Genomic DNA, 19,184 nt, shown 5'->3' with positions numbered 1-19,184 from the left:
ATTTTAGCCCGCAGAGGGCGCAGAGGAAAGGCGCAGAGGCCGCAGAACGTTCTGCGACTTCTGCGCCTTTCCTCTGCGGGCTAACCTATTAGCGCCACCTGGTCGAGCACGCGGTGCAGGGCCATTTCCAGTAGGCGGCGGTTCAGTTCGGCGCGCTGCGGGCGGTAAAAGGCGTATTCGGCGGCGGTAAACTGGCCGGTTATCAGCCCCACGATGGTATAGCGCAGCTTGGTATTGCGGGTCAGCAGCTCGGTGAGTTGGTGGTGCTGGTCGGTGGGGCGCAGGGTAATGTGATGGTCGTGCACGAAATCGGCTACCACGGCCAGCAGCAGGTCATTTTGTAGCTTGAGGACCGGGCGCAGGGTGGCGTGCAGAAAGTATCCCACGGTGCCTTCGGCATCGGTCGCTTCCGCGTTGATGGTAGGGCGCAGGGCCAGTAGGGCGGCATCGGGCCGGGTGGCGGCGGTAGGGGAGGGGAGCATGAGAACTCAACCGCCGGCCGGGCCAATGGTTGCCGGATTCCGACACTTACACCACGCCCAGCTTCACCAGCGCATCCCAGAGCACCACGCCGGCCGCCACGCCCACGTTCAGTGAATGCTTGGTGCCGAACTGCGGGATTTCCACCGCCAGGTCGCACAGCGCCAGCACGGCATCCTCAACGCCAAAAACTTCGTTGCCTAGCACCAGGGCCAGCGGCCGGCCTGTCTCGGGCCGAAACTGCGGCAGCGCGACGCTGCCCGTGGTTTGCTCCACGGCGGCAATCTGGTAGCCGGCGGCCTTGAGGGCGGCCACGGCGGTCACGGTTTCGGCCGCGTATTCCCAGGCCATCGACTCCTCGCTACCCAGCGCCGTTTTCGTGATTTCGCGGTGCGGCGGGCGTGGCGTGATACCGCAGAGGTATATTTTTTCGAGCGCGAAAGCGTCGGCCGTGCGGAAGATGGCACCCACGTTGTGCATGCTGCGCACGTTGTCGAGCACCAAAACCACGGGGCTTTTGGGCGTACTTTTGAAGTCGTCAACCGAGGCCCGGTTCAGCTCGGCCATTGTGAGTTTTCGCATGGTGCTTGTGCGGTAAGCTTTAGCTTGCCGTGAAGGAAAAGGGGAGGGCCAACGCCACCGGACAGCCCCGGAACGCTTGACTTGCGCCGGTTGTTTTTCGATTATTGAATTGTTTGCTGCCGGCTGATTATCCGGCAAGCTAAAGCTTACCGCACGATTTTGCCTGCACCCAAAAAAGAATTCGTCATCAAGTCCGTCGGCCCCGACCATTTCACCGTGCCCATCCCGGCCGTGTCGGAAACGCCGCTGATGAAGCAGTACTACCAGCTCAAGCAGCAGCATCCGGGCGCGGTGCTGCTGTTTCGGGTGGGCGATTTTTACGAAACCTTCGGCGAGGACGCCGTCACGGCCAGCCGCATTCTCGACATTACGCTCACCAAGCGCGGCGCGGGCAGCAGCAGCGAAGTGGCCCTGGCCGGCTTCCCCCACCACTCCCTCGACAACTACCTGCCCAAGCTGGTGCGCGCCGGCCAGCGTGTGGCCATCTGCGACCAGCTCGAAAACCCCAAGGAAGCCCAGGGCCTGGTAAAGCGTGGCATCACCGAGCTCGTGACGCCCGGCGTGAGCATGCACGACAACGTGCTGGAGCGGCGCAGTAATAATTACCTCTGCGCCATCCATTTCGGCAAAACCGAGGCCGGCATTTCCTTCCTCGATATCAGCACCGGCGAGTTCCTGGCCGCTCAGGGCACCCTCGATTACCTGGGCAAGCTGATGCAGAATTTCAGCCCCGCCGAGGTGCTTTTCTGCAAGAAAAGCCGGGGCGAGTTCGAGCAGAACTTCGGCCCTGATTACTGCACTTACGCGCTCGACGATTGGGTTTTTGGGGCCGACTATGCCCACGACACCCTCACCCGCCACTTCCGCACCACCTCGCTGAAAGGCTTCGGCGTGGATAACCTCAAAGAGGGCGTCATCGCCGCCGGCTGCATCCTGCACTACCTGGCCGAAACCAAGCACAATGACGTCCAGCACATCGCCAGCTTGGGCCGTCTGGAGGAGGATAAATACGTGTGGCTCGACCGCTTCACGGTGCGTAACCTGGAGCTGGTGCACGCCCAGCACCCCGGCGGCGTGCCCCTCATCGACGTGCTCGACCAGACCCTCACGCCCATGGGTGCCCGCCTGCTGCGCAAATGGATAGTGCTGCCCCTCAAAGAAGTAAGCCAGATTCAGCGCCGCCTCGACACCGTGGCCGCGTTGGTTGCCGACCAGGAATTGCTGGCCGACCTCACCCAGCACCTGCGCCAGATAAACGACCTGGAGCGCTTGATTTCCAAAGTGGCCGTGCGCCGCGTGAATCCCCGCGAGCTGCTGCAGCTGGCCCGCGCCCTCGAAGCCATCGCGCCCATGCGCGAGCGGCTGGCCGCCTCGGGCGTGAAGGCGCTGGTGAAACTGGCCGAGCAGCTGAACCCCTGCGCCAATCTGCGCCAGGAAATCCTCACCAAAATCAAGCCCGACGCGCCCATCCTCACCAACCAGGGCGGTGTGCTGAACATGGGCGTGGATGCCGAGCTGGACGAGCTGCGGGCTCTGGCCTTCTCGGGCAAGGACTATTTGCTGCAGCTTCAGCAGCGCGAGCAGCGCAATACTGGTATTTCGTCGCTGAAAGTGGCTTACAACCGGGTATTCGGCTATTACCTCGAAGTCACCAATGCCCACAAGGACAAGGTGCCGAACGAATGGATTCGCAAGCAGACGCTGGTGAACGCCGAGCGCTACGTAACCGAGGAGCTGAAAACCTACGAGGAGAAAATCCTCAATGCCGAGGAAAAGCTGTTCGTGATTGAGCAGCGCATCTACAACGACCTGGTGCTGGCCGCGCTCGATTTCGTGCCCCAGATTCAGCAGAACGCCCGCGCCATTGGCGTGATGGACTGCCTGGCCAGCTTCGCCCTCACGGCCCGGCAGCAGCGCTACGTGCAGCCCGTGGTGAACGACGGCACCGTGCTCGACATCAAAGCCGGCCGCCACCCCGTGATTGAGCGGCAGCTGCCGCCCGGCGAAAGCTACATCCCCAACGACATCTGCCTCGACCAGGACGACCAGCAGATTGTGGTGATAACCGGCCCCAACATGGCCGGTAAATCGGCCCTGCTGCGCCAGACGGCCCTCATCGTGCTGCTGGCCCAAATCGGCAGCTTCGTGCCCGCCGACGCCGCTACCGTGGGCATCATCGACAAGATTTTCACCCGCGTCGGCGCCTCCGACAACCTGAGCAAGGGCGAAAGCACCTTTATGGTGGAGATGACTGAAACCGCCTCCATCCTGAACAACCTCTCCGACCGCAGCCTGGTGCTGATGGACGAAATCGGGCGCGGCACCAGCACCTACGACGGCATCAGCATCGCCTGGGCCATCGTGGAGCACCTGCACAATAACCCGAAAGCGAAGGCCAAAACCCTGTTCGCCACCCACTACCACGAGCTCAACCAACTGGCCGACGACTGCCCCCGTGTGCGCAACTACAACGTGGCCGTGAAGGAGGCCGACGGCCGCATCCTCTTCCTGCGCAAGCTGCAGCCCGGCGGCTCCGAGCACAGCTTCGGCATCCACGTGGCGCGGCTAGCCGGCATGCCCACCAGCGTGGTGCTGCGGGCCAACGAAATCATGCACCACCTCGAAGTGGAACGCACCGGCACCGGAGCCGAGAGTGATATACCCACCGAGTTCGACGATGTGCTGGCTGGCATCGAGCCCACCAGCCGCGCCGGCATTGCCGTGCCGCCGGCCCAACTGCCCGCCCAGCCCAAGCCCCGCGCCACTTCGGCCGTGGCCACCGCGCCGCGTGCCCAGCTCAGCATCTTCGAGCCTAGCGACCCTGCCCTCGAACGTATCCGCGAGCTGCTCCAGCACCTCGATGTGAACACCCTCACGCCCATCGAAGCGCTGATGAAACTGAACGAATTGAAGCTCACATTAGGGAAAGGTTAATTTTTTCAGCCTGAAAATGAAGGAGAAAGGCCTCTGGGATGATAATTTCCACACCTGGTACTTGCTTCCTCAAAAAAGCCCCTTACCTTTGTCGCACCATTCAGCACAACGAAACTTGTTCTGAACCTCCTGCGAGAGTAGCTCAGTTGGTAGAGCGCGACCTTGCCAAGGTCGAGGTCGCGAGTTCGAACCTCGTCTCCCGCTCCATAGTTCGAAAAAAGACGTTGCTTTACAGCAACGTCTTTTTTGTTTTAACCCATCTCATCCGCATGGCTGCTACCCGCAAATGCCTCAGTACAGATGATGAATTCCGGCAGGCGGTTAGCGAAAGCCTATCGGTGGCGCAGGTATTGGGGCGCATCGGGCTGGTGCCGGCCGGGGGCAACTACAAAACCGTGTATGCCCGCATCGCGAAGCTAGGCTTGGATACCAGCCACTGGACGGGCGCGGCCTGGAACCAGGGGGCACGCTACAAGAGTTTCGGACGCAAAGCCACCCTTGAAGAAATTCTGGTAGAAAATTCGCCGTATAATTTCACCCATGGTTTACGGAAAAGGCTGCTGGAAGAAAGCGTGAAGGCCAGACATTGTGAGGATTGTGGACTAGTAGAATGGAAGCACCAGCCTATTCCGCTGGAATTACATCATCGGAATGGGATAAATAATGACCACCGTTTGGAAAACTTGCAGTTACTTTGTCCAAACTGCCATGCCCTGACGGAAAACTATCGGGGCAAAAACAGAATTACTATCATAGCTAAGTAGCTGAGCCAGAGTGGTGTAATGGTAGCCACGAGGGACTTAAAATCCCTTGTCTTCGCGGACGTACGGGTTCGAGTCCCGTCTCTGGTACTATTTGCAAAGCAAAAAAAGCCCGCTTACCTTCTCAGGTAGTGGGCTTTTTTTGTGCTTCAGTGGCTGCCTCGGTTATTCGTGTACCACGCGTCGCGTTTCCAGGCTGGCGGCGGTGCGTACTTGCAGCACATACACGCCGGCCCCCACGCTGGTGAGGTCCAGCGGCTGGGTGGTGCCCTGGGGGTTGGGCGCTGCTACCGTTTTGTGCGCTACGATGCGGCCCAGGGCATCAAACACCGTTAGCTCGACGGGCTGGCTGTAGCCGGTGAGGAGGACGCTGAGGCGGCCGTTGGGGGTGGGGTTGGGTACCACGCTCAGGCTGGTGCCGGCCAGCGCCCGCTGCGCCGACAGCACCGTTTGAGCCGAGGAAAACGGCGACAGGCAGCTGCCGAGGCTGCTGGATGCTACCAGGGTCTGGACCGAGTAGGCCCCATTAGCCGTGACAGTGAGCGTGCGGGCAGTAGCACCGGCAATGGGCAGGCCATCGCGGTACCATTGGTTGCCGGTGGCGTAGCTGCTGGTGAGGACAAGGCCGCTGCGGGTAACCACCGGGGCAGCGGCGGCCGGTAGCACCCGCACGAGCACCGACGTGGTATCGCCGCAACTGGTGCCGAAGCCGGTGAGGGGTGATACCGCCAGGCTGTAGCGGCTGGTGCGCGTGGGAGCCACGCTGATGGTGGGGCTGGTGGCCTGGGCCTGGGTGAGGCCATCGCCGCGCACCGTCCACAGGTAGGCGTAGGTTTGGGGGACGGTGGTGGCGTTGGCGAGGCGGCGCACCGAGTCGGGGCGCATGGCGCTGGCTTGCAGTACCAGTGTGCCACCGGCGCAGAGGTCGGCCGAGCCACCGCCGGCCACCCCGGCTGTTGCCAGCGAGGCCGCGTTGTTGCGCACAACCCGCACGATGACTACGCGGGTTTGCACGCCCTTCACGGGCGCCGCATTGTCTTCAACCCGAAAGTTGAGGCGAATGAGCCGGCCCACCATGCTGGGCGAAGGCTGGAGATACAGCGTGCCGACCGGGCTTTCGCCGCCATTGCCGGCAAGCGAGAACGTGCCGATGTCGCCCGACGCCAGCAGCAGGGGGTTGGTATTGATATCGGCCGGCAGCGTGACGGTGAGCAGCTGGTGGGCGCTGGGCGTACGCTGGTTGTCGGGGTCGGTGAAATTGAGCGTGACGCGGGAGTAGCTGCACGAGGCAATATTAATTTGCGTAGAATCAACGGTATTGTAGGTGCTGGTGCCGGAGTTGATGGTGCGGGCCACGGCCACCACCGGCCCGGGCACGCTGTTCGCCCCGCAGTCGATAACGATAATCACGGCCTCGCGGCGCACGCGGCCTACCACGCGGCGCACGCCGTTGATGCGGCGGTACTCGGTTACTTCCACTACCACCTGGTACTTGTTGCGGCCATCGGCGGCCGACGTGGCCGGGCTGTACACGTTTGGCGTGAACGTAATGGTGCGGGCCGTCTGGTTTAGCTTGAAGCGTGGGCTACCGGTTAGCAGGGGGCAGCTGCCGGTTGTGTCCATTGCGACCGGGAGAGGCAACGTGGGGGAGAAGTTATTGCTGCCTGATGCTAATGGGCTATATAAGCAGACCGGGTTCGTGTTAATCAGCACCGGGGCGGGCTGGTTGAGGTAGGGCCCATACGAAATGGGCATGCCGCAGGCCGCCAAGGGAGCCGCTAGGGCATACACCAGCGAGTCGCCATCGGGCTCGATGGAAGAGAAACCGAGGGAGTTGCGCTGATTCACGCACGAATACTGAATCGGAATATCCTGCGGGTCGAACTGGGGCGAGCTGTTGGCCACCGAGGTGCTGCTGCTGTTGCGGTTATCGAGGTAAGCCTCGGCGTAGAGGTCGGGCGAGCCCAGGATGTTGGCGATAGTGGGGCGTGCGCCCTGGTTCGTGCTCATCGTCCACTGGCCGGGGGGTAGCGTCACGGTGGCTTCGTAGGTGGTGAAGTCGTAGAGCGGATAGAGCGCCGACGGGTTGGCGCAGGTGCCGGGCGTGTTCGGCCCCAGGGGATTGGCCGAAATAGTAGGGCCCTGCTGCACGAACGGGGCCGATACCGTGGCCGTCGCGTTGCAGCCCCCGTTGCGGCACGACAGCGTGAAGGGCGAAGGCTGAATGCCGGAACAGTCGCGGTAGAGGCGGAATTTCACCCGGTATTGGTTGTTGCCCAGCGCGGTGTAGGTCATGTCGCAACCCAGCAGGTGGGAAGCCTTCGCTGATGGCAGCCCAACAAGCAGGCCGCCCACAAACAGGAAGAAGAAGGCAAAGAGTAGCTTTTTTTTCATGCTGAATGGAAAGGAAAAATGGTGTAAAACAGTACCGGGTGCTTCCCACAAACATGATGGAACAGACCCGCTTAAATTCTGGTAATGCGCCTGTTTTAAGGGCTTTAAGCCTGGTGCGATTTTAGTTCCAAGATATTGGAATTAATTCCGAAGTTTCTGTCCCATTCAAAACACATAGACTCAATACTTCCGTAAAGCGACTCTGTGGCCAAAAATCAGGAAATACAATAACTGATTTTATTGTTAGAGCAGCATCAGGACCTTCGGCTCCTCAAGGCTCGCTAGCTATTACGCCTGCATAGGTTTTGGGCCCAAGCCCACCCGAAACACTACATACAGGCCCGCCACTGGCAGCGGGCTCACCACAAAGTCCAGAATCTGGCGGCTGAGCCGGTAGGCCCACACCGCATTGCCGGCCAGCTTATTGGCCAGCACAATGCCCACGTCCAGCATACATCTTCACCGCCATGCGCCACTGGGCCGGGGCAAGCACCAGCCGCAGCAGGCGCTTGGTATCGCCGCCGCTAAGTGGTGCAGGCCACTGGCAGCCAGCAGCCGCTGCCACAGCACCGCGAGAAACGAGAGCGTTTGCTCATCGTAGACGCCATTGAGCAACTGGGCCAGCAGCAGCAGCGCCAGCAAGGCCCATCGCCCCATTTGCCTGGAGCGTGCCACGGGCCGGGCCATTAGGCAAGGCCCGTGGCAGGGCCGGAGGAATATAATGCCCCGGTATCGGCCGGCACCGGCCTTGTGCCTACCTTGCAACTGCTGTTTTGCCCACGCTCCCACGTATGAACCCTGTTTCTGATACTCCTGTGCCGGCGGCACCCATCGACTATCATCCGCTTATCCGCCAGGTATTCGCGGAGATGGGCAAGGTGGTGGTGGGGCAGCAGCCGCTGCTCACCCGCCTGCTGATTGGCCTGTTCACCGGTGGGCACATCCTGCTGGAAGGAGTGCCCGGCCTGGCCAAAACCCTCACCATCTCGACGCTGGCCAAGGTGCTGCACCTGCACTTTCAACGGGTGCAGTTCACGCCCGATTTGCTGCCGTCGGACCTGGTGGGCACCATGATTTACAACCAGAACCAGTCGGTTTTTGAAGTAAAGAAGGGGCCGATTTTCGCCAACCTCGTGCTGGCCGACGAAATCAACCGCTCGCCGGCCAAGGTGCAGAGCGCCCTGCTTGAAGCCATGCAGGAAAAGCAGGTCACCATCGGCGATACCACGTATCCGCTCGACCTGCCGTTTCTGGTGCTGGCCACCCAAAACCCCGTGGAGCAGGAAGGCACCTACCCGCTGCCTGAGGCCCAGGTTGACCGCTTTATGCTGAAGGTGCACGTCGACTACCTCAAGAAAGCCGACGAGCTGGAGGTGATGCGCCGTATGGCCAACCTCAGCTTCGTGGAAGACGTGCAGCCGATTCTGACCAAAGAAGATATTTTCGGTATTCGCCAGCAAATAAATCAGGTGCAGATTTCTGATACCCTGGAAAATTACCTTATTGAGCTGGTATTCGCCACCCGCCGGCCGGCCGACTACGACCTGCCCGAATTTGCCCAGGCCGTGCAGTTTGGGGCCAGCCCCCGGGCCAGCATTGCCCTGCACCGGGCCTCCAAAGCCGTAGCCTACCTCGAAGGCCGCGACTACGTGCTGCCCGAGGACATTAAGGAAGTGGCGGCCGATGTGCTCAACCACCGCATCCTGCTCACCTACGAGGCCGAAGCCGACGGCATCCGCACCCAGGATTTGATTGAGGCCATTCTGCGCAAGGTGCCCATCAGCTAAGCCTGATGCCGTGCATAAAAAAAGGGCTGACCATGCGGTCAGCCCTTTTTTTATGGGTGCGAAGCGGGAATGATTATTCCACCACCACGCGCTTCACCACGAGGTCAGCCCCCGATTTCAACGTCAGCGTGTACACGCCGGGAGCAAGGCTGCTCACGTTGAAGTCGGCGGTGCCGCCGGCGGCGGGCAGGTTCAGCTGGCGCGACTGCACCACCTGGCCCAAGGTGTTGCTCAGCGTGGCCGAAGCAGCCCGCAGGCCAGTAGGCACCGTGAGCTGGAAGCTCTGGTGCGCGGGGTTGGGGTACAGATTCACCGTAGCAGCCAGGGCCTCGTTGCGAACGGCCGTGAAAGTGGACAGGCCAACATTGACAGCCAAGCGCGAATTGAGCGTGGAAGTGTTGATGTCTATCCAGGTGGTGCCATTGGTGGTGGTATAGAAGAACGTGCCGCTGCGCAGTGGTACTTCGGTCTGGTAAGCGACACTCAGGTTGTCGGCGGCAACGGTTTTGAGGCCGACAAAAAAGCCGCCATTTACGGCGATATTCGGAATAGCTACCGTTTCTGTGGTAACCACGTTAGCAGCACCGGCGGGCCGGGGGCGCGCAGGCGAGGTATAGAGCACGGTGCCGGGCTGACCATTGGCGGCGGCGCTGTATACCAATACTTGATAAGTAGCTGTAGCCGTGGTCGTGCCGGCAAAAGAAGGGCTTACCGACGTTACGGCGGCGGCACCCACAGTGCGGTACCCAACGGCCAGGACGCTGCCAGCCGCACCCACACCAGCGCCACCGTTAATGGTAGTGCCCGAAACGTAGCTCAGGGTGCCAGTCGAAATGGTTTGGGTGAAGGTTTGGGTGTTGTTGCTAGCTAAGCCATCCGCAGGAATGGTCACGGTCAGGGTATTGGTGCCGGTGGTGCCCGCCACGGGGTAGGTGAAGGTAACCATAGTGGAAGCACCTGGGGCCAGGGTTGCTACCGTTTGCGTGTTCGTGTAGGTAGTGGCACCACTTACCGCGAGGGTCACGGCAAGGTTGGTTTGAGCAGCAGAGCCAGTATTAGTTACCAGGGCCTGGGCCGTTACTGGCGAACCGTAGGCGCTCGATACTGTACCCAAGGTATAGATAGCCGTAACAGCGGCATCGTTGCTCAGCTGCACGGTGGGTACAAAGCGGTAGGTACGGCCAGCATCCGGCAAACCTGCCTTGTTTATGTTGTGAGCCGAAGTGCCGTAGTTCTGGCTAATGAAAGTAGTCGCGCTCCAAGGGTCGCTGGGTACTCCTTTGAGCGCCAGCGCTACCTGGTTGGTTGCGGTACTGCTTCCTTTCAGGCCCACGTTTGGAAAACGAGTGGCCGTGGCATTCGCCGAGGCAAGTGCAGTATTGTAAACAAATTCAATGTTACCGCTTTCGTACAGCTTCGCCTGGAAGCTGAAGTTGCTGTACTGGGCAGGAGCACCAGCGCCGGGCTCTGACTTGTCTTTAACGTTTTTCCACTGAATTGTGCAGACGCGGTTAGGCGCTGTGCCGGTGGTTTGCACCCGGAAATCAGCCGTACCGCTAATGCCTTCCTCCAGGTCGAAGTTGAAGGGCATAATCAGGTTTGTTTCGGCTGCTGCGGCCGACGAAAGCGGGTCGATACCAACGCCACCGGCGAAATTCTCATAGTACAGGGCTGCGGTCGAAGGCGCAACCGAGCCAAGCTTGATGAGGCCGTTGGTGTTTAAGATAAACTGTGTAAACGCCGTGCCGTTGTAATTGAATGTGAAGCCAATAGGCTGTGCCGCAGAGTTGGCATCGTCAGGGTTGGTGGTAGCAATAGCCGTTCCACCCGTACCTAAATCGGTATACGTACCGGCAACGGTTACGGCATTTGCAGCACCATAATTGAACTGTGCGTGCGCCGCGAATGGCAGCAAAGCTACCGGCAGCAAACGACTGGCTTTTTTCAGCCGGGTTTGTAGGTTTGTTAACATGGAAAAAAGAGGAAAAGTGGGGAATAGAAAATACTTAAGTGAGCGAAGACAGAGAAAGGAAAAGGAGGGGGATAAGTGAAAAGCTGAATTGCTATTTCAGCCGACAAATTACAACATACCACCGATACCCAGCCGAATTATCGACTGGCGGCACTTTTGTCATGATGTTCAAGCCGTTTAGATGGTCGCAATAGCCTGCAACAGCTGCGCCGCATTTGCGGCGGCATCGCAGTCGGCCACCGGCACCAGGGTGCGGGGCGGTTCCTCGGGGCGGGGGGCCAGGCCGTAGGTGTAAGTCTTGTCATAGTAATCGAGCACCAGCTCCACCATCAGCGGGAAGTCGCCGGCGGCCACGGCGGCCAGCGCTTGCTGGGTGGCCAGGCCGCCCAGGCGCTTTTGCAGGCGCCCGATGGATTCGGCCAGCAGGGTTGGGTCTTCGGCTCCGTACTCGGCGGCCAGCTTGGCCACGCGGGCGGGGCGGGGTACTTCCAGCACGAAGCGCGGGGAGGCCTGGAGCTGGGCAAACAGCCCGGGCGGAATGGTGAGTCGGCCAATCTGCCGGCTCTCGTCCTCTACCCAAATCGGGGCATCGGTGGGCAGCACGGCCATTGCTGCCGCCAGGTTGTTCTCGAACTGCTCCTGGGTGGGCTGCACCGGCTGCCCAATGGCCCCAAAGGCCGAACCCTTGTGACTGGCCAGGCCCTCCAGGTCGAGCACCAGCTGGCCAGGCATGAGGGTTAGCTGGTGCAGCACATCGGTTTTGCCGCTGCCGGTGAGGCCGCCCAGCACGCGCCACTGCCGGGGCTGCGCAAACGAGGCCAGCACATCGCGGCGGTAGTCCTTGTACCCATGGTCGAGCAGGTGCACTTTGAAGCCAGCCAACTCCAACAGCCACATCACGGCCCCGCTGCGCATGCCGCCGCGCCAGCAGTGCAGGCGCACTTCCTTGCCGGGCACCAGCTTTTTGGCCTGCTTCACCATGGCCGACATCTTCGGCCCGAAAAACTCCAGGCCCAGGTGCACGGCCCGCTCCTGGCTCACCTGCTTATAGGTAGTGCCAATGCTGGCCCGCTCCTCATCCGTAAACAAAGGCAGGTTGAGCGCGCCCGGCACGTGGCCCTGCGCAAACTCGATGGGAGCCCGCACATCGAGCACGGGGTAGGGGACTGCTTCGAATTCGGCGAGGGAGTGACGGGGCATGCGGGGCAATAATTGTAAATTAAAAAAATGAACGGCATGCTGAGCGAAGTCGAAGCATGACGCTCTCTAAAAAAAGCATCTGACTACGACTTCAACTGCCGCAGGTAAAGCTGCACCGTGTTTTCGAGGCCCAGGTACAACGCGTCGCACACCAGGGCGTGGCCGATGCTCACCTCGGCCAGCTCGGGCAGCTGCTGGTGCAGCCAGGCCAGGTTGTCGAGGTCGAGGTCGTGGCCGGCGTTCACGCCCAGGCCCAGCTGGCCGGCGCGGGCCGCCGTAGCGCGGTAGGGAGCCACGGCGGCTTCGCGGTCGGCGAGGTAATGCACGGCATAGGCCTCGGTGTAGAGCTCAATGCGGTCGGTACCGGTGCTGGCGGCCGCTTCCACCAGACGCACATCGGGGTCGAGAAAAATGCTCACGCGGGCTCCAAACGACTTCAGCTCGGCCACCACTTCGCGCAGAAACTGCTGGTGCGCCACCACGTCCCAGCCCGCGTTGGAGGTAATGGCGTCGGGCGCATCGGGCACCAATGTCACCTGCTCGGGGCGCACCTCGCGGCACAGGGCCAGGAAATCGGGCGTGGGGTTGCCCTCCACGTTCAGCTCGGTGGTGACGATGTGCTTGAGGTCGCGTACGTCCTGGTAGCGGATGTGGCGCTCGTCGGGCCGCGGGTGCACCGTAATGCCCTCAGCCCCGAAGCGCTCGATGTCGCGCGCCGCCAGCAGGATGTCGGGGCGGTTGTGGCCCCGGGCATTGCGCAGGGTAGCCAGTTTGTTGATATTGACGCTGAGCTTGGTCATCTTTGGATTAGGGTAGGAGGGTGAGAAGTTTGTCATCCTGAGTGTTGAAGGACTTTCTCACGTTTGCACCGCCTGAAGCACGGCAAACAGTTAAGTGGCTGAAAAGTCCTTCGCAGGCTCAGGACGACAACCGGCGCAAGCGGGATAAGGTCTTCCAACTTTGCTTTAATCGCAGACTAATCATAATGAGCAGCGAATATCTTGCCGGTCGGCGGCCGTAGCTTCGGGGCGAAATTACATCACACACGGCCCCGCCCGGGGCCGGGGCCTGCCATGACCACTACTACCTCCCTGCCTGTTCGGCTACGGCCGGCACTGGCATTTGCCGCGCTGGCTTTTCTGGTTGTGGGCATCGAGCATACCGTTGTGCGTCTGCCCTCGTTTTCGCAGCATCCGGCCCTTTCGTGGGCCGTGCTGTTCGATGTGGTGGTGGGGCTGCCGCTACTATTTTACGTGCTGCTGCTGCGCCGCTACCGGCTTTCGCCCCTGGTGCTGGGTACCGTGGTCAGTGCCTGCCTGGCGCTGGCGTGCTGGCTGCTGCCCGTACCAAGATGGCCCTCGCAGGTGCTGCTGCGGCTGCTGCCCGTTGGGCTCGAAGCCGTGACGCTGCTGGCCCTGGCCATCCGGGGGCGGGCGCTGCTGCGCGCCTACCGGGCCGCCGGGGCGCACGAAACCCGACCACTCCTTCGCCTGCGGCTGGCCGCCGCGCAGGAGCTGGGCATGGCCGGTGGGGTTCTGGTAGCCGAGCTCGATATGCTGCGCTACGCCCTGTTGGGCTGGTGGGAACCCCTACCAGCCACGCGGCCGGGCGTGGCCGCCTTCGCCAGCCACCGCGAGTCGGCCCTGGGAGCATTGCTGGGAATCGTGTGTTTCGGCCTTTTAATTGAAAGTGCCGCTTTGCACCTGCTGGTGCGGATGTGGAGCCCGGTGGCCGCCGGCTGGCTGCTCGTGGCCGATGCCTATGCGCTGCTGCTGTTCATTGCCCACGGCCACGCCGTCCGGTTGCAACCCACCTTGCTCACCACCGATGAGCTGCTGGTGCGGGTTGGGTTTTTCTGGCAGGTTGCGGTGCCGCGCGGCGGCTGGCCCACCGCCGAGCTGCTGCGGGGAGACTTCACGGCCGACGCCGAAACCCTGAACCTGGCGCGCCCCCTGCTGACGGCTCCGAATGTAATGCTGACCTTTGCGGCCCCGATATCCGTAACCGGGCCGTATGGCATCCGCCGCCCGGCCCGCCGGCTGGCCCTGTACCTCGACAAGCCCACGGCCCTGCTGGACGCCCTCGTTGCCCCTCGTCACTGAAACTTTTACCCGCGCCAACGCGCCCATCCATTCTCTCCATGCTCAAAACCACCATCGACGCCGCCATCAAGCAGGCCATGCTCGCCAAAGACAAGGTACGCCTCACCGCCCTGCGCAGCATCAAATCGCAAATCATGCTGGCCGAAACCGCCGACGGTGCCAGCGCCGATGGCCTCACGCCCGAAGCCGAGCTCAAGCTTCTCAACAAATCGGCCAAGCAGCGCCGCGACGCCGCCGCCATCTACAAGGAGCAGTTCCGCTCCGACCTCGAAGAAACCGAGCTCGCCGAGCTGGCCATAATCGAAGAGTTCCTGCCCGCCCAGCTCTCCGAGGCTGCCTTGGTCGAGCGGCTTGTGCACATCATTCAGCGCGTGGGCGCTACCGGTCCCTCCGACCTGGGCAAGGTGATGGGCGTAGCCGCCCGCGAGCTCTCCGGCCAGGCCGACGGTAAGCGCATCTCCGACGTACTCAGCCACCTGCTGAACAACACGAATCTGTAGTTGAATTATAATTTTTGAATTATAAATTATAAATGGGCAGTCTGCACAGCTATGATTGACTATTCATCAGCCGTATGCCCATTTATAATTTATAATTCAAAAATTATAATTTGAAACCCCCATGACTGCCCTCGACATCCTCCTACTCCTCCCGCTCGGCATTGGGGCCGTGAAGGGCTACCGGCGCGGACTGGTGCTGGAAGTGGTGTCGCTGCTGGCCTTCGTGCTGGGCGTGGTGGGCGGGCTGCTGCTGCTTTCGGCCGCTGTGCCGCTGGTGCGGCAGTACGTGGGCGATGCCTTCGGGATGCTGCCGTTGCTGTCCTTCGCGCTGGTGTTCGTGGCCATTATGTGGGGCGTGCACCTGCTGGGCGGCCTGCTCAAAACGGCCGTACACCTCACCCCGCTGGGCGTGCTGGATAATTTGCTGGGCGGGGCCGCCGGTGTCATCAAGTGGCTGCTGGGGCTGAGCCTGCTGCTCTATGGCACCCGCCTTTCGGGCCTGATGCTCCTTTCGCCCAACCTCGTGGCCGGCTCGCAAATCCTGCCCATCGTGAAGCAAGCCACGCCGCTGGCGCTGCAAGTCACGGGCTACGTGCTGCCCTTCGCCCAAGATTTACTAGGCCGAATGCGGTCAGCTTTTGTGAAGGGTTAAATTTTGAGGGTTGAAGGTTGAGTTTTCTCAAATATTCCTCTTTTAACTCAACCCTCAACCCTCAGCCCTCAAAACCCGACCCTTCAAATGCGCCTCCTGCTCCTCGATAACTTCGACTCCTTCACCTTTACGCTGGCGGATTATCTGCGCCAGCTGGGAGCCGAGGTGGTGGTGCGGCGCAACGATGTGCCGCTGGCCGAGCTAAACGTGCCCGCGTTCGATGGCCTCGTGCTGTCGCCCGGCCCCGGCACGCCGGCCGAAGCCGGGGTGATGCCCGCCGTTATCCGCACGTTTCATCAGCACATCCCCATGCTGGGCGTGTGCCTGGGTCACCAGGCGTTGGGCGAGTTTTTTGGGGGCGAGGTGGTGCGGGCCGCCCGGCCCATGCACGGCAAAGTCACCGACATGCGCTGCGATACCGCCGCGCCGCTCTTCGCCGGCCTACCGGCCGTGCAGCCCATCACGCGCTACCACTCGCTCATTCTCAGCGAGCCGCTGCCGGCCGTGCTCCAGCCCCTGGCCCACACCACCGGCCCCGCCCCCGAGCTGATGGCCTTGCGCCACCGCACGTTGCCCCTCTACGGCGTCCAGTTTCATCCCGAAGCCCTGCTGACCCCGCACGGGCTGGCAATTTTGGGCAATTGGCTCCGCTGTTGTATCATTGCCAAAACCGCCGGTAATTGACGAAAAACGAGATGGAATTGCGCCGCCAGCACCAGCATGGGTACGAATTTGTGGACGAAGGCCAGGGCCCGGTGCTGCTGCTGCTGCACGGCCTGTTCGGTGCCCTCAGCAACTGGCACGACGTGGTGCGGGAGTTCGTGCCCACCCACCGCGTCATCATCCCCCTGCTGCCCATCTACGACATGCCTCTCTCCCAGGCTGGCGTGCCGGGCCTGGTTGCCTACGTCGAGGGCTTCGTGAAAGCAATGGATTTGCCGGCCAGTTTCACCGTGCTCGGCAACTCCCTCGGCGGCCACATTGCCCTGGTCTACACCCTGAAAAACCCGGCCCGTGTCAACCGCTTGGTGCTCACCGGCAGTAGCGGCCTGTTCGAGGACAGCATGGGCGGCTCGTTCCCCAAGCGCGGCAACTACGCCTACGTGCAGGAGCGGGTGGGCTACACCTTCTACGACCCCAACGTAGCCACCCAGGAGCTGGTCGATGAGGTGTTCAACGTCACCAACTCCAATGCCAAGTGCCTGCGCATCATTGCTATTGCGCGCTCGGCCCAGCGCCACAACCTGAGCAAGGAGCTGGCCCGCATCACCGTGCCCACGCTGCTGGTGTGGGGCCTGAACGATACCATTACCCCGCCGCCCGTGGCCCACGAGTTCGAGCGCCTGCTGCCGCGCGCCGAGCTGCGCTTCCTCGACCATTGCGGCCACGCCCCCATGATGGAGCGCTCCGCCGGCTTCAACGCCTACCTGCGCCGGTTTTTGCGTACTACCGAAACCACGCCCGCGCTGGCTGCCTAAAAGACATTTATCTTTCTGCCGGCTCGATTGTTGTTAGCTGCTATGCAACCACAATTCCCGCACGGCTTCGGAGCCAGCTGCACTACTTTTCCATTTTCTTCTATCTTTCGACTACACCTAATTAATAATTTATAATTCAAAATCCATAATTACCAAGAATATGCCCGCCCTGCTTGCCGAAGACCTCCTCAACGAAATGATTCCGCCTCTGAAGGGCACCGATTCGGTGGGCAAGGCAGCGCGCTGGCTCGATGAGTTCCACGTGGCCCAGCTGCCCGTCCTCGACAACCGCCACTACCGGGGCCTCGTCACCGAAGCCGACCTCGCCGATTTCGACGACCCCGAAACTCCCCTCTCCGCAATGCCCCTGGGCTACGCCGATGCCTACGTGCGGCCCGACCAGCATTTCTACCGCGTGATGGAGCTGGCCATTGAAAATAAAATTCAGCTCGTGCCCGTCGTCGATGAGCGCCACGAGTACGCCGGCGTCGTCACCATTGCCGATGCGCTGGCGGCCTTCGGGCAGCAGCCGGTCGGCGGCGGCCAGGGCGGCATCATCGTCCTCACCATGGAGGAGCGCGACTATTCGCTCACCCAAATCAGCCGCTACGTCGAGGAGAATAACGCCAAAATCATCAGTGCCCTGGTCGCCCAGGACGAAGTCGACCCCTACCGCATCCGCCTCACCCTGAAGCTGAACACGGACAATCTGGCCCGCATCACGGCTACGCTGGAGCGGTTCGGCTACGTCGTTACGGCACAGTTCAGCGGCACCGCCGTGGTCGACGACGACGAGCAGGAGCGCTACGATGCCCTCCTGCGCTACCTGAGCGTGTAGAGGCGGGTGCTGTTCGGAATCCTTTTCTCGTTGCAGATGCTGCTGGCCGGCTTAGGGCCGGCTCAGGCCGATACGCTGCCGCACCCGCTGCGCCCCGTGGTGGCCCCCACCGATACCCTCGTGCGGGTGCTGCCCTGCCCCGGCGTAGTGCGGGCAGCGGTCGGCACCATTCTTTTTACGGGCAATGCCGTCACCAAAGACCGTATTCTGCGGGCCGAGCTCGACTTTCACGAAGGCGATACGCTTACCCTGGCCGACCTGCCGGCCTGTCTCGAAGCCAACCGCCGCCGGCTCTTCAACCTCCAGCTGTTTCACGCCGTGGTGGTGCAGTCCAGCTGCGCCGGTAGCCGGCTGCTCATCGTGTTCGGGGTGCAGGAGCGGTGGTACACTTTTCCGGTGCCCATTCTTTCGTTGGCCGACCGCAACCTGCGTTCTTGGCTCGACCGCGCCGACCGCTGGCGACGCGTCGACTACGGCGTGCACCTCGTGCGCAGCAACTTTCGCGGCCGCAACGAGCAACTCATCGCCAACCTGCAGCTGGGCTTCAACCGCAAATACGAGCTGTTCTACGAAGCCCCCGGCCTGGGCCACTACCGGCGACTGGGCCTCGGCGTAGGCGCGTCCTACTACCAAAGCCATTCCCTCGACTACATCACGCTGGCCGACCGCCTCACCCCATTTCGGGCCGATGATGGCTTTCCCATCCAGCGCTTCTACGTCACGGGCGGGCTGCGCTTCCGGCACACCGTCCAGTTTCTCACGGCCCTCAACCTTTCCTACCACCGCGAGCAAATCAGCGACTCGGTCAATCATTATAACCCCACCTATTATCTCGGCCGCACCCAGCGCGAATACCTCGACCTGAACCTCACCAGCACCCGCAACCAGCGCAACACCTTCGCCTACCCGCTCACCGGTCGCTATGCCCAGGTCGCGCTCACGCACCGCGTTTTTCTCGATGGTACCACCCCCAGCATCACCACCCTGCACCTGAACTATACCCGTTACCTGGCCCTGGGCCGCGAATTTTACTACAGTGTCGGCCTCAGCGGGCAGACCCGCCTAACCCGGCAGCTTGCCTACGCCGACAGCCGCGCCCTCGGCTACGAAGACCTGGTGCGCGGCTACGACCAGTACGTTGTCGACGGCCGCCACTATGCCCTGGTGCAGCAGGGGCTGTCGTACCCGCTGCTGCGGCCCCAGCCTATTCGGCTGCAGTCCATCGACAATCCCAAAATCAATACCATCCCGCTCGCCCTCTACCTCAATATCTTTGCCGATGCCGGCTACGTTGTCGCCCCGCATTCACTGTCCCAAAATCGCCTGCCCAATCAGCTATTAAGTGCCGTTGGCCTCGGTCTGCACCTCGTCACGTACTACGACCGGGTATTCACCGCCGAATACACCCTCAATGGCTTAGGGCAAACCGGCTACTTTTTCCGGGCCGAATTCCCGATTTAGCCGGTTCATTCCCGCCACCCATATTATTTATTTGTTACGTAAG

At 61.5% G+C, this 19,184-nt stretch carries 18 protein-coding genes and 2 tRNA genes; 12 read left to right on the top strand and 8 right to left on the bottom strand.

All coding sequences use genetic code 11. From position 1 onward, the window contains the following. Positions 1-80: 80 nt before the first annotated feature. Complete coding sequence (locus tag HBN54_RS00800) at positions 81-482, bottom strand: hypothetical protein (RefSeq protein ID WP_168671248.1); 402 nt, start codon at positions 480-482, stop codon at positions 81-83. Positions 483-528: 46 nt separating this feature from the next. Beyond that, positions 529-1,062 carry an RNA methyltransferase gene (locus HBN54_RS00795; RefSeq protein WP_168671247.1) on the bottom strand — a complete coding sequence of 178 codons (534 nt, stop codon included), beginning with the start codon at positions 1,060-1,062 and terminating at the stop codon, positions 529-531. A 249-nt stretch (positions 1,063-1,311) separates the two neighbouring features. Between HBN54_RS00795 and mutS the strand changes: the two genes are divergently transcribed. From mutS to HBN54_RS00775, 4 genes are all read left to right on the top strand, one after another. Continuing rightward, positions 1,312-3,996, top strand: a complete 2,685-nt coding sequence (mutS, locus tag HBN54_RS00790; protein WP_168671743.1) for a DNA mismatch repair protein MutS — start codon at positions 1,312-1,314, stop codon at positions 3,994-3,996. A 131-nt stretch (positions 3,997-4,127) separates the two neighbouring features. Continuing rightward, positions 4,128-4,203, top strand: a tRNA-Gly gene (locus HBN54_RS00785). A gap of 62 nt (positions 4,204-4,265) precedes the next feature. After that, positions 4,266-4,760, top strand: a complete 495-nt coding sequence (locus HBN54_RS00780) for an HNH endonuclease (protein ID WP_168671246.1) — start codon at positions 4,266-4,268, stop codon at positions 4,758-4,760. 4 nt (positions 4,761-4,764) lie between these two features. Further along, positions 4,765-4,847 (top strand) — tRNA-Leu (locus tag HBN54_RS00775). 75 nt (positions 4,848-4,922) lie between these two features. Here HBN54_RS00775 and HBN54_RS00770 read toward each other — a convergent pair. The 3 genes from HBN54_RS00770 to HBN54_RS00760 all read right to left on the bottom strand — a co-directional run bounded on the left by HBN54_RS00770 (position 4,923) and on the right by HBN54_RS00760 (position 7,826). Then, positions 4,923-7,151: a T9SS type A sorting domain-containing protein gene (locus tag HBN54_RS00770; RefSeq protein WP_168671245.1), complete on the bottom strand. Its 2,229-nt coding sequence runs from the start codon at positions 7,149-7,151 to the stop codon at positions 4,923-4,925. Positions 7,152-7,439: 288 nt separating this feature from the next. Next, entirely contained in the window at positions 7,440-7,604 is a 165-nt protein-coding gene (locus HBN54_RS00765) for a hypothetical protein (protein ID WP_168671244.1), read from the bottom strand. Between the two features lie 6 nt (positions 7,605-7,610). Next, positions 7,611-7,826: a hypothetical protein gene (locus tag HBN54_RS00760; protein WP_168671243.1), complete on the bottom strand. Its 216-nt coding sequence runs from the start codon at positions 7,824-7,826 to the stop codon at positions 7,611-7,613. 116 nt (positions 7,827-7,942) lie between these two features. On the opposite strand from HBN54_RS00760, the gene HBN54_RS00755 reads away from it, so the two are divergent. After that, positions 7,943-8,938, top strand: a complete 996-nt coding sequence (locus HBN54_RS00755) for an AAA family ATPase (RefSeq protein ID WP_168671242.1) — start codon at positions 7,943-7,945, stop codon at positions 8,936-8,938. Between the two features lie 73 nt (positions 8,939-9,011). On the opposite strand, the gene HBN54_RS00750 is transcribed toward HBN54_RS00755, so the two are convergent. The 3 genes from HBN54_RS00750 to HBN54_RS00740 all read right to left on the bottom strand — a co-directional run bounded on the left by HBN54_RS00750 (position 9,012) and on the right by HBN54_RS00740 (position 12,910). Then, positions 9,012-10,910, bottom strand: coding sequence for a T9SS type A sorting domain-containing protein (locus HBN54_RS00750; RefSeq protein ID WP_168671241.1), 1,899 nt, complete (start codon positions 10,908-10,910; stop codon positions 9,012-9,014). A 177-nt stretch (positions 10,911-11,087) separates the two neighbouring features. Then, positions 11,088-12,110: a tRNA 2-selenouridine(34) synthase MnmH gene (mnmH, locus tag HBN54_RS00745; RefSeq protein WP_168671240.1), complete on the bottom strand. Its 1,023-nt coding sequence runs from the start codon at positions 12,108-12,110 to the stop codon at positions 11,088-11,090. Positions 12,111-12,193: 83 nt separating this feature from the next. Beyond that, entirely contained in the window at positions 12,194-12,910 is a 717-nt protein-coding gene (locus tag HBN54_RS00740; protein ID WP_168671239.1) for a pyridoxine 5'-phosphate synthase, read from the bottom strand. 273 nt (positions 12,911-13,183) lie between these two features. On the opposite strand from HBN54_RS00740, the gene HBN54_RS00735 reads away from it, so the two are divergent. The 7 genes from HBN54_RS00735 (at position 13,184) to HBN54_RS00705 (ending at position 19,141) form a co-directional block, all read left to right on the top strand. Next, on the top strand, positions 13,184-14,212 hold the full coding sequence (locus HBN54_RS00735; protein WP_168671238.1) for a hypothetical protein: 1,029 nt from the start codon (positions 13,184-13,186) through the stop codon (positions 14,210-14,212). Positions 14,213-14,250: 38 nt separating this feature from the next. Continuing rightward, positions 14,251-14,712, top strand: a complete 462-nt coding sequence (locus HBN54_RS00730) for a GatB/YqeY domain-containing protein (RefSeq protein WP_168671237.1) — start codon at positions 14,251-14,253, stop codon at positions 14,710-14,712. Positions 14,713-14,833: 121 nt separating this feature from the next. Then, positions 14,834-15,364: a CvpA family protein gene (locus HBN54_RS00725; RefSeq protein ID WP_168671236.1), complete on the top strand. Its 531-nt coding sequence runs from the start codon at positions 14,834-14,836 to the stop codon at positions 15,362-15,364. A gap of 87 nt (positions 15,365-15,451) precedes the next feature. After that, positions 15,452-16,048, top strand: a complete 597-nt coding sequence (locus HBN54_RS00720; protein WP_168671235.1) for an anthranilate synthase component II — start codon at positions 15,452-15,454, stop codon at positions 16,046-16,048. A gap of 11 nt (positions 16,049-16,059) precedes the next feature. Continuing rightward, entirely contained in the window at positions 16,060-16,842 is a 783-nt protein-coding gene (locus tag HBN54_RS00715; RefSeq protein ID WP_168671742.1) for an alpha/beta fold hydrolase, read from the top strand. 160 nt (positions 16,843-17,002) lie between these two features. Further along, a complete protein-coding gene (locus tag HBN54_RS00710; protein ID WP_168671234.1) occupies positions 17,003-17,680 on the top strand; it encodes a CBS domain-containing protein in 678 nt (225 codons plus the stop codon). Positions 17,681-17,716: 36 nt separating this feature from the next. Next, on the top strand, positions 17,717-19,141 hold the full coding sequence (locus HBN54_RS00705; protein ID WP_235955358.1) for a BamA/TamA family outer membrane protein: 1,425 nt from the start codon (positions 17,717-17,719) through the stop codon (positions 19,139-19,141). The last annotated feature ends 43 nt before the right edge of the window (positions 19,142-19,184 follow it).

Source organism: Hymenobacter artigasi, from assembly GCF_012275535.1.
In the GTDB taxonomy this organism is placed as follows: domain Bacteria; phylum Bacteroidota; class Bacteroidia; order Cytophagales; family Hymenobacteraceae; genus Hymenobacter; species Hymenobacter artigasi.
Note: the sequence above shows the minus strand (reverse complement) of the source record. Positions and strands in the feature narration are given on the sequence as shown.

Bases quoted from the DNA above. Each gene is read 5' to 3' on its own strand.
- HBN54_RS00800 (WP_168671248.1), bottom strand. From the start codon at position 482: ATGCTCCCCTCCCCTACCGCCGCCACCCGGCCCGATGCCGCCCTACTG.
- HBN54_RS00795 (WP_168671247.1), bottom strand. From the start codon at position 1,062: ATGCGAAAACTCACAATGGCCGAGCTGAACCGGGCCTCGGTTGACGAC.
- mutS (WP_168671743.1), top strand. From the start codon at position 1,312: ATGAAGCAGTACTACCAGCTCAAGCAGCAGCATCCGGGCGCGGTGCTG.
- HBN54_RS00780 (WP_168671246.1), top strand. From the start codon at position 4,266: ATGGCTGCTACCCGCAAATGCCTCAGTACAGATGATGAATTCCGGCAG.
- HBN54_RS00770 (WP_168671245.1), bottom strand. From the start codon at position 7,151: ATGAAAAAAAAGCTACTCTTTGCCTTCTTCTTCCTGTTTGTGGGCGGC.
- HBN54_RS00765 (WP_168671244.1), bottom strand. From the start codon at position 7,604: ATGCTGGACGTGGGCATTGTGCTGGCCAATAAGCTGGCCGGCAATGCG.
- HBN54_RS00755 (WP_168671242.1), top strand. From the start codon at position 7,943: ATGAACCCTGTTTCTGATACTCCTGTGCCGGCGGCACCCATCGACTAT.
- HBN54_RS00750 (WP_168671241.1), bottom strand. From the start codon at position 10,910: ATGTTAACAAACCTACAAACCCGGCTGAAAAAAGCCAGTCGTTTGCTG.
- mnmH (WP_168671240.1), bottom strand. From the start codon at position 12,110: ATGCCCCGTCACTCCCTCGCCGAATTCGAAGCAGTCCCCTACCCCGTG.
- HBN54_RS00740 (WP_168671239.1), bottom strand. From the start codon at position 12,910: ATGACCAAGCTCAGCGTCAATATCAACAAACTGGCTACCCTGCGCAAT.
- HBN54_RS00735 (WP_168671238.1), top strand. From the start codon at position 13,184: ATGACCACTACTACCTCCCTGCCTGTTCGGCTACGGCCGGCACTGGCA.
- HBN54_RS00730 (WP_168671237.1), top strand. From the start codon at position 14,251: ATGCTCAAAACCACCATCGACGCCGCCATCAAGCAGGCCATGCTCGCC.
- HBN54_RS00725 (WP_168671236.1), top strand. From the start codon at position 14,834: ATGACTGCCCTCGACATCCTCCTACTCCTCCCGCTCGGCATTGGGGCC.
- HBN54_RS00720 (WP_168671235.1), top strand. From the start codon at position 15,452: ATGCGCCTCCTGCTCCTCGATAACTTCGACTCCTTCACCTTTACGCTG.
- HBN54_RS00715 (WP_168671742.1), top strand. From the start codon at position 16,060: ATGGAATTGCGCCGCCAGCACCAGCATGGGTACGAATTTGTGGACGAA.
- HBN54_RS00710 (WP_168671234.1), top strand. From the start codon at position 17,003: ATGCCCGCCCTGCTTGCCGAAGACCTCCTCAACGAAATGATTCCGCCT.
- HBN54_RS00705 (WP_235955358.1), top strand. From the start codon at position 17,717: ATGCTGCTGGCCGGCTTAGGGCCGGCTCAGGCCGATACGCTGCCGCAC.